Genomic DNA, 15,356 nt, shown 5'->3' with positions numbered 1-15,356 from the left:
GCAAAATTGACATGGCCCGATCCAGTTGGGATAATGGGAATAGTTGTCTGGGCAAACGAAGGAGGATCGAATGTATGAGGGTTCGCTGGGGTCAACTCGTTTGGTTTTCCCTCTTGGTGATCGCCGTCTTGGCGACAGTGGCGCTGACCACGAAAGACGTTGTCAAACGGATCACGTTGGGACTGGATTTGAGAGGCGGTTTCGAAGTCTTGTACGTAGCGAAGCCCCACGATAAAGAACAAAAGATCACCCCGAAAACGTTGGCAAGCGCGGCGGAAGCCCTGCGGAACCGGATCGATGTGCTGGGCGTGACCGAGCCTGACATCACCATCGAAGGAAGCAACCGGATTCGCGTGCAGTTGGCTGGGGTGAAGGATAAGGAAAAGGCACGGGAAATCCTGGGCAAACCGGCCCGTCTCACATTCCGGGATCCTACCGGAAAGAAGGTGCTGCTGGATGGAAGTGACTTGAAGGAAGGCGGTGCTTCGCAGGATTATGACCAGAGTGGAAGACCCGCCGTATCGCTGCAACTGAAGAATCCGCAGCAGTTTTATGATTTGACACGGAAGTATGTCGGACAACCCATGCCGATCTATTTGGACAACCAACGGCTGGACGCACCGGTGATCAACGAGCCGATTCCCAACGGCAAAGCGATCATCACGGGGAACTTTACGGCTGAGTCGGCCAAAACACTGGCCAACTTGCTCAATGCCGGTTCGCTGCCGGTCGACTTGCAAGAAATACAAAGCTACTCCGTTGACGCCAGTCTCGGACAGGATTCGCTGATGAAAAGCCTGCGCGCAGGCTTGATCGCACTGGTGATGATTTTCGTTTTCGTGATCGGTTATTATCGTTTGCCGGGGTTGATCGCCGCTGTGACGCTGGTGGCGTATTCCTATCTGGTATTGTTGACTTTCTCATTGTTGCACGTCACGTTGACGTTGCCGGGCATTGCCGCTTACATACTCGGGATCGGGATGGCGGTAGACGCCAACATCATCATGTATGAACGGATCAAGGAAGAAATGCGTCGGGGTAAAAGCATTCCTGCCGCCGTGCGTTCCGGTTCCCGCCGATCGTTCCTCACCATCTTTGACGCCAACATCACAACCGTGTTGGCGGCTGCGGTGCTATTCTACTTTGGAACTGCCGGCGTGAAGGGATTTGCAGTCTCGCTGATTGTCAGCATCGCCGTCAGCTTCCTCACCGCGGTGGCGTTGGCACGGATTCTCATGAACCTGTTGTTGAAGGCCAATGTACTGAAAAGCCCGGCGTTGTTTGGTGTGAAGGAGAGTGAGATCGGTGAACTATAAACTGGACTTCGTCGGACGTCGCAAATGGTTTTATCTCTTCTCCGGTGCGCTGTTGTTGCTGGGCTTGGTATCGTTCTTGGTGCAGGGACTCAACCTCGGGATCGACTTCAAGTCCGGAACCCGGGTGGATGTTCAAATCGGTCATCCTTACAATTTGGAGGAAGCCAAAAAGGTGTTGACCGGATTGGGTTACAAAGACGCCAATGTGCGGACAGCCGGCAACAACAAAGAAATACTGGTGTTTCGCACCAATGAGGTGCTTTCTCCCGACAAGGTGGCGAAGATTCGTACGGCGTTCCAACAGAAGTACGGCAAAAAAGTGGGGACATCGGAGCAAAAGGTGGACCCGATCATTGGGCAGGAACTGGTTCGAAATGCGATCATCTCGGTGGCGATCGCGTCGATCGGGATCATTTTGTACTTGACGATGCGGTTTGAATACCGGTTTGCCGTTTCCGCCGTGGTGGCGCTATTGCACGACGTTTTGATCGTTATCGGGCTGTTCTCACTGTTTCAGTGGGAAGTGGATCTGGTATTCGTGGCCGCCATTCTCACCATCGTCGGGTATTCGGTCAACGACACGATCGTGATTTTCGACCGGATTCGCGAAAACGTGGAATTGCACAAACCCAAAAAGTTCGAAGATCTGGCCCGCGTGGTAAACGAGAGTATTCACCAAACCCTGGTTCGTTCGATTAACACGGTGTTGACCGTGGTGTTCGGTGCCGCCACCCTGCTGTTGTTTGGCGGGGAAAGTATTTTCTACTTCTCACTGGCGTTGTTGCTGGGGCTGTTTTTCGGCGCGTACTCATCGATTTTCATCGCCAGCCAACTCTGGCTCGATTGGAAATGGCGCTCGATGAATCGGGCCAACCCGGCTTCCGAATAAGAATGAAAGGAATCACATAAACTTCCATTGGCCGCGGTTTTCCGCGGCCATATCTTTCGGAGGTTTCCACCATGAGATCGGATCAATTTCGTCAAGCAGAAAAAGGAGCTTGGATCGGCATCATCGGCAACACGCTGTTGGCTATCTTCAAAGGGATCATCGGTGTGGTGGCTCACAGTCAGGCCTTGATCGCCGATGCTGTCCATTCAGCCTCCGACGTGGCCGGTTCCCTCGCCGTGCTGATCGGGGTGCGGGCCGCGCAGATGCCGCCGGATGAAGATCATCCTTACGGCCACGGTAAAGCCGAATCCATCGCTGCGATTATCGTGGCGGTGTTGCTGGGCGTAGTGGGATTTCAGATGGTGTATGACTCGTTTGAATCGCTGTTTGTACCTGCTCGGGCGCCTGGATGGTGGGCTGCTGTTGCCGCAGTGGTTTCCATGGTCGTCAAGGAATGGATGTTTCGCTACAAGTACCGGTTGGGCAAACGGATCGGTTCGCAGGCTTTGATCGTTAACGCGTGGGAACATCGTTCTGACGTGTTTTCCTCATTTGCCGCCCTGCTCGGAATCGGTGGCGCGATCCTGGGAGCTCGTCTGGGTGTATCCCCATTGGTTTATTTGGATGCAGTTGCAGGCATCTTCGTATCCATTCTGGTTTTACTGATGGCTTACAAGTTGGCGAAAGAGTCGATTCACACTACGATGGACCACGTTTTGCATGAGGAGGATGCCGCGGAGTTGGTGGAGGCGGCTTCTTCCGTATCTGGTGTGACACGGGTGGACGAGTTGCGTGCCAGAGAGCACGGACACTACGTCATCGTGGACGTGAAAATCGCGGTAGATCCCCAGATCACGGTGGAAGAGGGGCATCAAATCGGCAAACGGGTCAAGCACACGCTGATGGAACGTTTTGATTTTGTTTCCGACGTACTCGTACATGTCAATCCCTATTCCGAAGAAGAAAAGGAGACATGACTTCGGTGGGGGTGTGCTATAATGGAAGCGCAAAGCGAGGTGATCCTGATTCCATGCTGCGCCCGAAAACACGCTGGCTGACCGTGGAGGCGGATCAGGCCAGCTGTTCTGCCTTGGCGGACTCGCTTGGAGTCCATCCGGTCGTCGCGCGTCTCTTGGTCAATCGGGGATTGACCGAGGTGGAATCTGCGCGGCGGTTTTTACGTGCGGACGCTTCCGATTTGCATGATCCCTTTTTAATGGACGGGATGGAAGAAGCGGTGGACCGCATCCGAACGGCACTGAAACGAAACGAGAAAATCTTGGTATACGGTGATTACGACGCGGACGGTGTATCCAGTACCGCCTTGATGATGACGGTATTTCGGCGTCTGGGAGCTGATGCGCACTATTACATACCCAACCGTTTCCGCGAAGGATATGGGTTGAACAAGGAAGCGTTGGCCAAAGCCAAAGCGGATGGAGTCGATTTGGTCATTACGGTCGATACTGGTATCAGTGCGGTAGAAGAAGCCGCATATGCCAGAGAGTTGGGATTGGATCTCATTATTACGGACCATCACGAACCTCCGGATGCGATCCCCGAATCATTGGCGGTGATCAATCCGAAAAAGCCGAACTGCCCGTATCCATTCGATATGTTGGCCGGAGTGGGCGTGGCGTTCAAGCTGGTCCAGGCGCTGCTGGGAGAAGTGCCGGAAGAAGTGTGGGAATTGGCAGCACTGGGCACAATTGCGGACCTCGTCCCATTGGTAGACGAAAACAGAATCATCGCCGTCGGCGGATTGCGTAGAATGAACCAGCGGAGACACGTTGGCCTGCGAGCGTTGATGGATGTCTCCGGGATCCGTGGCGAGGTGGGATCGGGTCATGTCGGATTTTCGCTTGGTCCGAGAATCAATGCAAGTGGACGTCTGGACAGTGCGGTGCATGCGGTGGAACTGTTGTTGACGCAAGACGATGAAACCGCTTATATGCTGGCAAATCAACTGGATCAGATGAACCGGGAACGACAGCAACTGGTGGAGGAGATCTTTGAGGAAGCGCGGGCGATGGTGGAAGCGGACCCTGATGCACACCGTCGGTTCATCGTGGTTGCTTCACCCGGATGGAATGTCGGCGTCATAGGCATCGTTGCGTCCCGGTTGGTGGAACGCTATTACCGGCCCACCATCGTGCTCGGCATCGATGAGGAGACGGGGATGGCCAAAGGTTCGGCACGCAGTATCGAAGGGCTGGACATGTACCGGGCCCTGTCGGAGTGTGCTGATCTGCTGCCTCATTTCGGCGGCCACAAAATGGCGGCGGGTATGACGCTACCGGCACAGGACGTCCCGGAATTGCACCGACGTCTGGACCGTCTCGTTGCCGAATGGTTGACCGAGGAGGATTATATTCCGGTTTCCCGGGTGGAATCCGAGCTGACGCCGGATCAGGTGAGTGTGGAATTGATCGAACAATTGGAGCATCTCGCACCTTATGGCGTGGGGAATCCTACTCCGCGGTTTCGTGTCACGGGAGCGGGTTTGTCCCAAATCCAACTTATGGGAGCGGACCGCAATCACGTGAAATTGATTTTATCGGACGGAAACGGTACATTGGATGCGGTGGGATTCCGTATGAAAGAGTTGGCCGAGGAAGTCACCCCGCACGCCCGGATCGAGGTGTTGGGAGAACTGCAGATCAACGAGTGGAACAACAAACGAATCCCCCAGTTGTTAATTCGTGATGTACACGTTCCACACGTCCAGATCTTCGATTGGCGGGGAAACGGAGACAAACGGGATCGGCTGAACCGGTTGCTTGCGGATCCGTACACTTTAATGCTGACTTCCGCTCCTGAAAAGGTTGCGGATCGGGATCAACCATCGGCTTGGTCGGTGTCCTGGAAAGAGTGGGAGAAGGAAGCGCAGACGGCACCGGATCGTTGGTCCGAACTCCGCAGGTTGGTGTTGTTGGAACCCCCTCCCAGCTTGCAGACGTGGGAACGGCTCGTCCACACGCTTTCGCATGTAGAACGTTTTTATTTTGCGTTCGGCGATGCCGAGATGGATGATGTGCTGTTGAAAACCCCAGACAGAGAAGGGTTCAAACAATTGTACGGTTGGTTGCTGCGCGTACAGTCGGTTCGTTTGCCGCGGGATTTACAACGTCTGCAAAAACTGACCGGGCTTTCCAGGAGAATGATCTCCTTTATGTTGCGTGTGTTTGAGGAGCTGGAATTTGTGGATGCCAGCGGAGATCATCTTCGGGTCGTGCCGCAACCGGCCAAGCGACCGCTCCATACCTCCGCTTCCTATCGGAGGCAGATCGAGAAGGAGCGTGTCATGCGCCAACTCGTGTATTCTTCCTACCGTGAATTATGCCATTATGTATTCGATCTTCTGGGATTGGACTTGAAAATAGGAGGAGACGAACATGGATTTCAAAGAAAAGATTCGCGTGATTCCCGACTTCCCGCAACCGGGCATTCGGTTTAAGGACATCACCACGCTGTTAAAGGAAGGTCCGGCTTACCGCGCAGCCATCGACACCATGGTGGAACGTCTGAAGGACAAGCAAATCGACTTGATCGTCGGACCGGAAGCACGGGGATTCGTCGTCGGCGCGCCGTTGGCCTACGCATTGGGGGCAGGATTCGTCCCCGTACGCAAAGCGGGCAAATTGCCGGGGGAAACGATCGAGACTGAGTACAGTCTGGAATACGGGAAAGACAAACTGGCCATCCACCGCGACGCGATCCAGCCGGGACAACGCGTTCTGGTTGCGGATGACCTCTTGGCTACGGGCGGTACGATCAGTGCCACGATCAACCTAGTTCGACAACTGCAGGGCGAACTGGTGGGCGCTGCTTTCTTCATTGAACTGACCTACCTCAACGGTCGCGAAAAATTGCAGGGCATCGACGTGTTCTCCTTGGTTCAGTATTGAGTTGTCAATCGTTTGGCACCGGAATTTTCCGGTGCTTTTTTTATGCAACAGCCCATACACATGACAACAAAAAGGACAGGTCAAGGAGCGGAAAGTGATGGGCAATCGTCGCCGAATTCGGCTGGAAGACCTCGCGGGATGGGGATTCATCCTGCCGCTGATGACGGGATTGTTGCTGTTTAGGCTGTATCCGTTGGTGGAATCCCTGCGGCTTAGTTTTTATCATACCAACGGGGTGATGGAAACGTGGGCGGGATGGGACAATTACCGTTACCTGCTGCGGGACGAAGATTTCTGGGAAGCACTGCGCAATACCCTGGTTCTGGGCGGAATCGGCATGGCGATCAGCATCCCCGGTTCATTGGTATTGGCGACATGGATTCATTCGGCCCGATGGGGCCGCACCTTTTTCCGTGCAGTCTATTTCCTGCCCAACATCACCTCGATGGTGGCGGTGGCGGTCGTCTTTCAGTTTCTCTTCTATCCCACCGATCAGGGGTTGATCAATTATGTACTGACGGGGTGGGGGGTTCCGGCGCAGGGGTGGTTTGCCGATCCGGATACATCCAAACTGGCGGTGGCATTGATGGGCGTATGGCATGGGATCGGATATTCCATCCTGATCGTGCTCGCCGGCCTTCAGTCAGTGCCTAGCGAGTTGTATGAAGCGGCGGCGATCGATGGTGCCGGACCGATTCGACGATGGTGGCACGTAACGCTGCCGGGGGTCCGCCCGATTCTCGTTTTTTTGTTGATCACCGGCATAATCAGCGCCATGCGGCGGTTCAACGACGTATGGATGATCGGCGGCGAGGCGGGCAACCCCGGGGGCAGTTTGTCCACGTTGATGCTGTACATCTATCGTGTCGGATTTCACAGCTTTGAGCTGGGCAAGGCTTCAGCCGCTGCGTATTTGCTGTTTGTCGTGGTCTTTTTGCTCACGTTGGCCCATTTTCGCCTGATCCAGTTTCAACGGCGTGAATGAAAAAATGGCGATTCCAGCCAACAAAAAATAGATGGCCATGAGAGAAGAGAGCAAGCGATTGCGATTCACCATGTTCGTCTAACCGACCGAAGTCCTGCATCCAAGTACTGTTCACCAGTATCGGCCTCAACAACTGGCTTCTTCTTTATCACTTCCTCCGCTATTCGTCAAGACAGGTATAGACAAAGCGCCCTCCAAAAAATTTTTTCTCAGGTGTGATCTAATTCACACCTTTTTCATGTAGCTATAAATATAATAGTAAATTGAATATAGTAAGAAACTGAGGAGGATGCATCATGTCACAATCGAGAACAGAGTGGGGCTTGTTGCTGGGCCGAATCATTTTGGGCATCATTATGCTGGCACATGGATTGCAAAAAATGTCCGCATTGGGTCAAGTGGCGAAGATGTTTGCCGGTCAAATGGGCTTGCCAGGACCGTTGGCATATGTCGTGGCTGTGGTGGAGACTGTAGCCGGGTTGCTGTTGATCTTGGGATTGTGGGTGGAAATCGCTGCCGTGGCAGTAGGATTGGTGATGGTGGGGGCGATCGCCACAGTCAAGTGGAAAGCAGGCTTTTTCGGTGGATATGAACTGGATCTGGCATTGTTGGGATTCAGTCTGGTGTTGACGCTGAGCGGCAGCCGGAAATGGGCATTGTCCGGGCTGTGGTCGAAAAAGGTATCATCGGATACGGATACTCCGATCGCGGGCTGACATAGATTTCGGTGCTTACCTTGTCATAATGAAAGAGGAAGCCGGCTCACAGCCACTCGGAGGCGGAAGCCGACTTCTCCTGGAAATCGTCATCGGTCTCCGGTTCCTCAAGGAACCGGTTTTTTCGTTTAACCAGCCACGCGCTTGCTGGTCATGTGGCGTTCCACAAAATCGAACTGCGCTGGAACCGAATGATAGCCCAACGCAAATTCGCCTCGTTTGGGATTCCACGCTTTGTACACGTTAAGGGCCCGTTTCAGGATTTTGCGGTCTTGGCGGTGGGTCAGCCCGATGATCGGCCAATGGTTGTGATCATATTTCAACCGGGTGGCGACGGATGCGTAATTCACCTTGTTCCTCACTATTCCTTCCGCGTACAGCTCATCCAGTACCCGTCCCAGCATCGCGTGGTCGGGATGAACATCCCAAGCGGACATCGTTTTGAGTGTGGCGCCCGGGTATCGATGGATCCAGTCAAGCATAATCCGTTTCACCGCCGCGTGCGTGAAATGATCGTTGGGCAAATGGTAGACGGCCAAGTGTGAATACGGTACACCCAGCGCCAGAGATGCGCGGATAAACTCTTGAATGCGCGCTTTTCCGAATGCCGCCACCGTCATATACGGATATCCTTCTGCAACGGGATTGTGATATCGGTGGTGAATTTTGCACCACACACGTCGACCCGTCCGTGACGACCGGACGGACTGCCGATCATACCGCCCGTTGATCACTTCCCGGGAAATGGAATGTTCCCCCGCCGACATCAACACCAAATACACCTGTTTGCCTGCAGACAAATCATTTCTGATGGGAACCCCGAAGGTCAGGACTTCGTCGTCGGGATGCGGGTCAAAGTAGATCACCGTGTTACTGAAATGATTTGACATGAGGGACGCGACCTGTTTGGGAGTCGACGATTGTGGCCGGATTGTCCGGGTCATGCGGTGAAGCACCACAGGATGGGGCATGGTCGCACCGAATGCAGCATGGGAATTGGAGCAACCCGACAGCAGCAAAGCGAGGCCAGTTGCTAGGGCGACTATGACAGAAAACCAGTGTGCGTTTTTTTTGGTCATGACGCTTCCCCTCTCCAACGAACAAGCATCTCCCAAAATCACCATAAAAAGAAAATCTTAAAATGAAGTGAGAAATGAAAGATTGTCACCAAACCGCCAAAGTTGGGGCCCTGAGGGATGCGGCAGGTACATATCCCCGGCGGAAAGTCCATACAATGGACCAGGGCAGTTTGGTCAATCCATCGCCGCAACGTTATCCCGTGCAGATTCATCAGCGTGTGATTCTGGTGCTTGCCATTCTCTCTGCGGTGAAGCGGACCATTCATCAGACAGCCCTCACTACGTTAATGGAAAGGAGGAGTCGAATGTTCCGTCAAGCTACTTGGGGTCAATGGTGCATCATGGTGTTGCTGTCGATCGGAGCGGCGATCATGCTGATTCCGTTCCTGTGGATGGTATCTACCAGCCTGGACGGTCAGGCGATGACGCAGGTGCCGTTTCCGCCGCGATTGATTCCCAAGGAGCCGACTTGGAAAAGCTATGTCATTCCGTTTGCCAATGTACCGCTGGCCCGCTATTTTTTCAATTCCTTTCTTATCGCATTGTGTGAAGTGTCGGTTTCCGTCCTGTCGGCGTTGATGGCGGGATATGCATTTTCCCTGCTGCGGTTTCGCGGAGCGAGAGGATTGTTTCTGCTCGCACTGGGGACGTTGATGATCCCACCGGAAGTGGCGATGATCCCGTCGTTTCTGCTGCTGAATGAATGGGGGATGACCAATTCATTGTGGGCTTTTATACTCCCGTCATTGGCGGCGGTGATCGGCACGTTTTTGGTCAAGCAGTACATGGATACGTTGCCTCCGGAACTTCGTGATGCGGCCAAAATGGATGGTGCATCCGAGTGGGCCATTTTCTGGCGCATCTATGTTCCGCTGTCCGGACCGGTGATCGCCACACTGGTGATCCTGCAGTTTTTGTGGTCGTGGAACGATGTGTTATGGCCTTTGTTGATGCTGAGTCGTCCTGACTGGTACACCGTACAGATCGGGGTGGCGATGTTCGTGCATGACAGCGGTCAGCGGATTTTTCCCGCCATCCACATGGCGGTGGCGGTGCTCAGTCTGTTGCCGGTACTGATCTTGTATTTGCTGTTACAGCGACATGTGGTGCAAAGTATCGCTTATTCCGGGATCAAGCAATGAGGAGGATGCAGGGTGAGACGGCAACGTTGGTTACTCTGTGGGTGGCTTGTTGTGCTGTTGACGGTGATGACGGCTTGCTCAGGCTCCCAAGACTGGAAAGTAAGCGGTAATCCGGCTCAATTGGAGGGCAAAGTGGTGGTCAACACCATTGACTTCAAAATCGACGATTACACTGACCCGGTGACAGGATCCAAAATGCCGGGACTGAAGACCGCCATGAAACCCTTCTTGAAGCAACACCCGCACTTGCAAGTGGAATTCATCAACATACCGTGGCAGGATTACAACACCAAACAGCAAACCATGCTGTTGAGCGGACAAGCGGATGTGTTCTACTTACCGCAGTTTCGCGCTTTTTATGAACAGGGATTGATTCGCCCGATCGATGATTTACTCCGGCAAGATCCCACGCTAAAGATTTCCTCGCGGTATCAGCGGGCAGTTTTGCCACTGATCAAAGACCGGACGGGACAACATACATTGGGCTTGCCGTCCGGGGCGTTCTCCCGCTTGATCACGGTGGACAATCAACTGTTTCGCGATTGGGGGGTCAAACCGCTGTCGGCCCGTCCCACACCTGAAGAAGTATTGGCAAAAGCGAAGCGCATGACGGGGAAAGATCCACGAACGGGTGAACAAACCTACGGCCTCTACTGGGATGGCGTATGGCGTACCTCCACGCTATTGGAAAGTCTGATCAGCTATTACGGAGGAAGAAACGAGGTGGTCACCGGCGATGTTTCCCGGCCGCGTACGTTGAAGTTTCATTTTCATCATCCCGCATTCGTTAAAAGCGTGCAGTGGATGATGGCGGCCACCCCCTATGTGCATCCCGGATTTTTGGTGAGCCAGGGACAGGAAAACCTGTTCACTGATCGGAACCAGCATGCGATCGTGCTGGAAAACCCCAACATGGAAGTGCCGTGGAAACAATATGTCGGGAAAAAGGACGACCGTTTGTTGCATCGTTTCTCCCTACGCGTCAACTTTAAAGGTCCGGACGGTTTGGGTTCGCCGATCAGTACGACACCTTGGTGCATCTCCGCCAAAACACAAAACCCAGCAGCGGCATGGGAAGTGGCCAAATTCCTCGCTGGCCCCCAAGTCCAGCAGTTCAAATACGAAAACGAAATGGTTCCGCCCAGCGTTCAGCCCTTTGATTTCCAAAGAAAAGACGATCCCTATGTGCCCGTCTACGTTCAAAATGCCAAAACCAATACCACTACCCCGTGGCTGATGGATATGCCATATCAAAAAACGATCCTGGTTCCCTGGGTGAGCAAAGTGCTGTCTCAGGTTCAGCAAGGTAAACGAGTAGATCTGGACAAAGAGATTGACCAATTGCAACAGCGAATGGAACAATGGACCGAGGAACAGGGGCATTGACAGCGTGGCTTCGGCGAGCAAACGTTCAAAGGCCGCTCGCGGGAAAATAGAGCTCGCAGGCTTTGTCAACAGCCTGACCAAACGGATGCAGATTGGCTTTTTTCTGCCCCGTCCTCCGAAGTGACGATCGCGTTCCCATGCCGTACAATGGAACCAACACGTTCGACAAAAAGAGGCGATATCATATGAATCAACAACCTGTCGTACTCTCTGTCGTCGGGTATTCAAAATCCGGCAAAACCACACTGATCACTCGTCTAATTGAGCGATTGTGCCAACGCGGATGGAAAGTGGGGACGATCAAGCACCACGGCAAAACGATGGAATGGGACCAGCCGGGCAAGGACACATGGCGGCATCGAGAGGCTGGGGCGGAAATCGTGACGATCACCGCGTCCAATCAGACGGCGGTGTGTTTCCCGCGGACATTGGAGGTAGAAGAGCTGTTGCCCTTTTACTCTGCGTGTGATCTCGTGCTGGTGGAAGGGTTCAAGCGGGCGGGTTGGCCCAAATGGGTCATCCTTCGCCGGGGGGAAGATCTCCCGCTGTTGCGGGAGCTGCCCAACATCCAGGCGGTGGTCAGCTGGTTTCCGATCGAGGACTGTCCGTATCCGCTATACGCCATCGACGATGTGGACGGAATGGAAGCAGCTTTGATCCGGTGGTTGAATGAAGAGAAGTGATCCATCATCCCTCCCTTGTGGAAGGGATTTTTTTCATTTTTTTCAAAAAATCAAAAGGTGTTTTTTCGCACCAGACAGAAAATAGATTTCTGAAAACTCAATCAGGGAGGTATGGTGGTGAAGCGTTTCCGATGGTGGGTGGCGCTCGTTGTTTTGGCCGTTGGACTAGGTGTGGCGGTACCGCAGGGAGATGCGTCTGGTCTGGCCGGCTTGTCTGCAGAACAGTGGAAGGATGTGGAACAGGCCAAGGCAAAGACGGAGAGGGAGTTGAGTCATCCGTCCAAGGTATTTGATGTCCAAAAAGTGCGGGAGGAAGCACGGAGAAGGGGCTTGGATTCGAACAAAGTACTTCAGCGTCAGCAGATGGGTGCGATGGCAGGCGCGGTGGGAACCTATGGTGACATCCTGGTGACTCTGGACGGTACCAGCTCCAGTTCCTCGGCCTGGGCTGGCGGTCACGCAGGCGTGGTGTCGGATGTCCCCGGCTATGTGGTGGAGAGCTTCGGCAACAAGGGTGACCTGAACGGCGTTCGTCACTGGCCCAACGACTGGGCGACCCGGTACAACAATGTGCGGGGATTGTGGGTGTCCGGAGCGTATGATTCTAATTACGCCTATTCCGCCTCCTATTCCCGAAACCAAATCGGTCTTCCGTACAACTACAACTTTTTCAACGTCACCACCACCAGCTCGTTCTACTGCTCGCAGCTGGTCTGGCGCTCCTGGTACAACCAGGGATGGGACCTCAATGACGGCGGTGCGGTCTGGCCGGTGGATCTGCTTGAAAGCCCTTATACCATCGTCTTCTACAGCCAGGGATAAGATCGGAAGCAATTCATTTCCGGTTCGGGCACGACACGGCCATAGCGGTCATGGTCAGATGAGAGAAATGCCATGCAGATTCAGCGGAGCGTGTCTCCGCATTTTTGTTGGAGGAAGGTGTGTGCATGAACAGATGGTTTGCCCGGTTCATGCTGATGATCCTATTGTTGTTGCTGACCTCCTGTGCTGCGAGCGACCTGGGATTTTACCGGGCGGAGGTAGGTGTGATCTATACCGATGCGCTCCGCAAAGACAGCGAACTGGTCTTTTTTGGCCCAGGCGGAAATCGGGTTGGCAGCCGGAGTTTCAACGAAATGGGCATCTTTCGAATCGTGCAGGATGAGAGAGGGGACTGGCTCCTGCCCGTACAGTTCGGCGAAGGGTGGATTCGGCTCACCAGGGAGGGCAAGGAGACAAAGGAAAGCCTCCGTCAGTTTCCGATTGATGTCCTTTCCAAACCCGGCATCCTGATGGCCTCCTACAATAGCGGTCTCAATACGAATACGCTGGAGATAGAGTTGAAGAAAGAGGGACGCACTTACCATGTGGTGCTGGACGGTTTCCTCCGCGTCCTGGAGGCGGATGAACGAAGGGTTTATGTGTTTGCTGACCTGGTGAGCGCCAAAAAGTCCCTCTTGTATGTGCTGGACCGGAAAACGGGCAAGGTGGAGCGGGAGATCCCACTGGAGACGGGTGAAGCGGACGATATACTTCTGTCGGGCGGCCGGGTCCTGCTGTCATCGAGGAGCGGAGGAGGGCGGATTGCCGTGGTGGAGAAAAAGAACTGGCAGGTACGTTACGTGACGCTTCCCTTTGCCGAGCCCCAATACCTGCTGCCGGACGGAGACCAAATCCTCGTTACACATGCGGGTGCGGAAGGGCGGATCAGCATTCTGGATGCCGCCACTCTCCGGGTCAGGGGTACGGTGCAGCTTCCCCAGCCCATCTACAAAGTGCGTCAGGCGAACGGTAAGCTGTATGTGCTCACCCAGGTGCACTCGCGTGAAAAAGGCGGTGAGATCGGGGTTTATTCGATCAAAGACTGGAAACGGGAGAGACGGTGGTATTTGCCCGTGGTCCGGGACACCCTGGTGCAGGATTTGGAAGTGGTGGGGAGAGGGCGTTAGAATGTCATGCTCTGGAGGCGGGCAATCAGTCTACATCTCAATCGGTTTTCAATGGCCAAGTGAGTTTATGCTATGATATGTGGAAGAAATGATAAAAAGGAGGATCAGCCATGGCGCTTACCGAATCCAACATGTTCCCGCTTGGGGCAAAAGCTCCATTTTTCACCCTGCCCGATGTCGTTTCCGGCAAAAACGTTTCCCTCGACGAATTGAAGTCGGAAATCGCCACCGTGATCATGTTTATCTGTAACCACTGCCCTTATGTCAAGCACGTGCAAGATCAACTGGTCAAACTGGCCAACGATTATATCCCCAAAGGCATTTCCTTTATCGCCATTAACGCTAATGATGTGGAAAAATACCCGGAAGATTCCCCCGAAAAAATGAAAGAAGTCGCTCAAAAACTGGGATATCCGTTTCCTTACCTCTTCGACGAAACCCAAGAGGTTGCTAAAGCGTATCAAGCGGCTTGCACACCGGACTTTTATATCTTTGACAAGGAATTGAAATGCGTTTACCGCGGTCAGTTGGACGATTCCCGACCTGGAAACGATATCCCCGTCACCGGCGAATCCATTCGCTCCGCCTTGGATAGCTTGCTCCGAAACGAGCCGATCACAGTAAAACAAAAACCCAGCATCGGTTGCAATATCAAATGGAAAGAATAAAGGACTTTTTTCGGTTGTCACCGGGGTTAAGTAGTTCTATCAGAACGCAGATATCAGGAAATACAAACCCAGCGGAAAAACTGCTGGGTTTGTATATGGTTTGAGAAGCAGGCTTTGACGAACCCGTTCCTCGGATCCAATATGCGTGTCATGTGATGGTTTTCGTATGGTTTTTCGAATCTCAACTATCTGAAGAGGAGGCCTGCAAAGTCGTAAGGGGCATTCGGTCGCGGACTTTTCCCGTCTTTTGTTTTCCATCCACAAATAGGTAGGTTAAATAATTCTACCCATTCTCTTGACTCTTGACGTCGGGAACCCTATCTGGGTTATTGCATGACACGATTGGGATCGGCCGGTCCATCATGAGAGAATGGATCCAAAACAAATTTGAAAGCATTGGGATCGTACACTATCCGTTCACTATTATCCAACGGATAGTAATCCTGTAGAGTAATATTGACCACTTGTGGGGAAAGACCGTCAAAAACGCAGAGGTATAAAGGACGACGACCTCATCGGTACGTGTCGTCACCACCGTGTAGGAAACGGCCCCGGAGTTTCATCCCTTTCATTTCTTAAGAAAATCAGACCCAAGAGCCCAATGAGGTCATCAACCTTTTTAGAATAAATAAAAT

General features: G+C 53.3%; 12 protein-coding genes and 1 pseudogene. 12 read left to right on the top strand and 1 reads right to left on the bottom strand.

The window, feature by feature from the left end; all coding sequences use genetic code 11:
- Positions 1-74 precede the first annotated feature (74 nt).
- The 6 genes and pseudogenes from secD (at position 75) to NWF35_RS14995 (ending at position 7,814) form a co-directional block, all read left to right on the top strand.
- A pseudogene (gene secD / locus NWF35_RS16960) lies at positions 75-2,205 on the top strand (protein translocase subunit SecD).
- A 71-nt stretch (positions 2,206-2,276) separates the two neighbouring features.
- Positions 2,277-3,182, top strand: a complete 906-nt coding sequence (locus NWF35_RS15015) for a cation diffusion facilitator family transporter (RefSeq protein ID WP_301240198.1) — start codon at positions 2,277-2,279, stop codon at positions 3,180-3,182.
- 53 nt (positions 3,183-3,235) lie between these two features.
- Complete coding sequence (gene recJ, locus NWF35_RS15010) at positions 3,236-5,662, top strand: single-stranded-DNA-specific exonuclease RecJ (RefSeq protein ID WP_301240196.1); 2,427 nt, start codon at positions 3,236-3,238, stop codon at positions 5,660-5,662.
- Entirely contained in the window at positions 5,601-6,113 is a 513-nt protein-coding gene (locus tag NWF35_RS15005) for an adenine phosphoribosyltransferase (RefSeq protein WP_301240194.1), read from the top strand. The genes recJ and NWF35_RS15005 overlap by 62 nt, the downstream gene beginning before the upstream one ends.
- Before the next feature lie 97 nt (positions 6,114-6,210).
- Entirely contained in the window at positions 6,211-7,098 is an 888-nt protein-coding gene (locus tag NWF35_RS15000; protein ID WP_301240193.1) for a carbohydrate ABC transporter permease, read from the top strand.
- 296 nt (positions 7,099-7,394) lie between these two features.
- Positions 7,395-7,814 carry a DoxX family protein gene (locus NWF35_RS14995; protein ID WP_301240192.1) on the top strand — a complete coding sequence of 140 codons (420 nt, stop codon included), beginning with the start codon at positions 7,395-7,397 and terminating at the stop codon, positions 7,812-7,814.
- 128 nt (positions 7,815-7,942) lie between these two features.
- Here NWF35_RS14995 and NWF35_RS14990 read toward each other — a convergent pair whose 3' ends face one another.
- A complete protein-coding gene (locus NWF35_RS14990; protein WP_301240191.1) occupies positions 7,943-8,893 on the bottom strand; it encodes a PIG-L family deacetylase in 951 nt (316 codons plus the stop codon).
- A gap of 155 nt (positions 8,894-9,048) precedes the next feature.
- Here NWF35_RS14990 and NWF35_RS14985 point away from each other — a divergent pair, with 155 nt between their 5' ends.
- The 6 genes from NWF35_RS14985 (at position 9,049) to NWF35_RS14960 (ending at position 14,721) form a co-directional block, all read left to right on the top strand.
- The gene (locus tag NWF35_RS14985) at positions 9,049-10,035 is read left to right on the top strand and encodes a carbohydrate ABC transporter permease (protein WP_301240190.1); all 987 of its coding nucleotides are present in this window, start codon (positions 9,049-9,051) and stop codon (positions 10,033-10,035) included.
- A 12-nt stretch (positions 10,036-10,047) separates the two neighbouring features.
- Entirely contained in the window at positions 10,048-11,421 is a 1,374-nt protein-coding gene (locus NWF35_RS14980) for an ABC transporter substrate-binding protein (RefSeq protein ID WP_301240189.1), read from the top strand.
- Between the two features lie 185 nt (positions 11,422-11,606).
- Positions 11,607-12,104, top strand: a complete 498-nt coding sequence (mobB, locus tag NWF35_RS14975) for a molybdopterin-guanine dinucleotide biosynthesis protein B (RefSeq protein WP_301240188.1) — start codon at positions 11,607-11,609, stop codon at positions 12,102-12,104.
- Between the two features lie 117 nt (positions 12,105-12,221).
- Positions 12,222-12,926, top strand: a complete 705-nt coding sequence (locus tag NWF35_RS14970) for a YiiX/YebB-like N1pC/P60 family cysteine hydrolase (RefSeq protein WP_301240187.1) — start codon at positions 12,222-12,224, stop codon at positions 12,924-12,926.
- A gap of 125 nt (positions 12,927-13,051) precedes the next feature.
- A complete protein-coding gene (locus NWF35_RS14965; RefSeq protein ID WP_301240186.1) occupies positions 13,052-14,053 on the top strand; it encodes a YncE family protein in 1,002 nt (333 codons plus the stop codon).
- A gap of 110 nt (positions 14,054-14,163) precedes the next feature.
- The gene (locus NWF35_RS14960) at positions 14,164-14,721 is read left to right on the top strand and encodes a thioredoxin family protein (RefSeq protein WP_301240185.1); all 558 of its coding nucleotides are present in this window, start codon (positions 14,164-14,166) and stop codon (positions 14,719-14,721) included.
- Positions 14,722-15,356: the final 635 nt, after the last annotated feature.

The sequence above is a fragment of the Polycladomyces subterraneus genome (genome assembly GCF_030433435.1).
In the GTDB taxonomy this organism is placed as follows: Bacteria; Bacillota; Bacilli; order Thermoactinomycetales; family JIR-001; genus Polycladomyces; species Polycladomyces subterraneus.
Note: the sequence above shows the minus strand (reverse complement) of the source record. Positions and strands in the feature narration are given on the sequence as shown.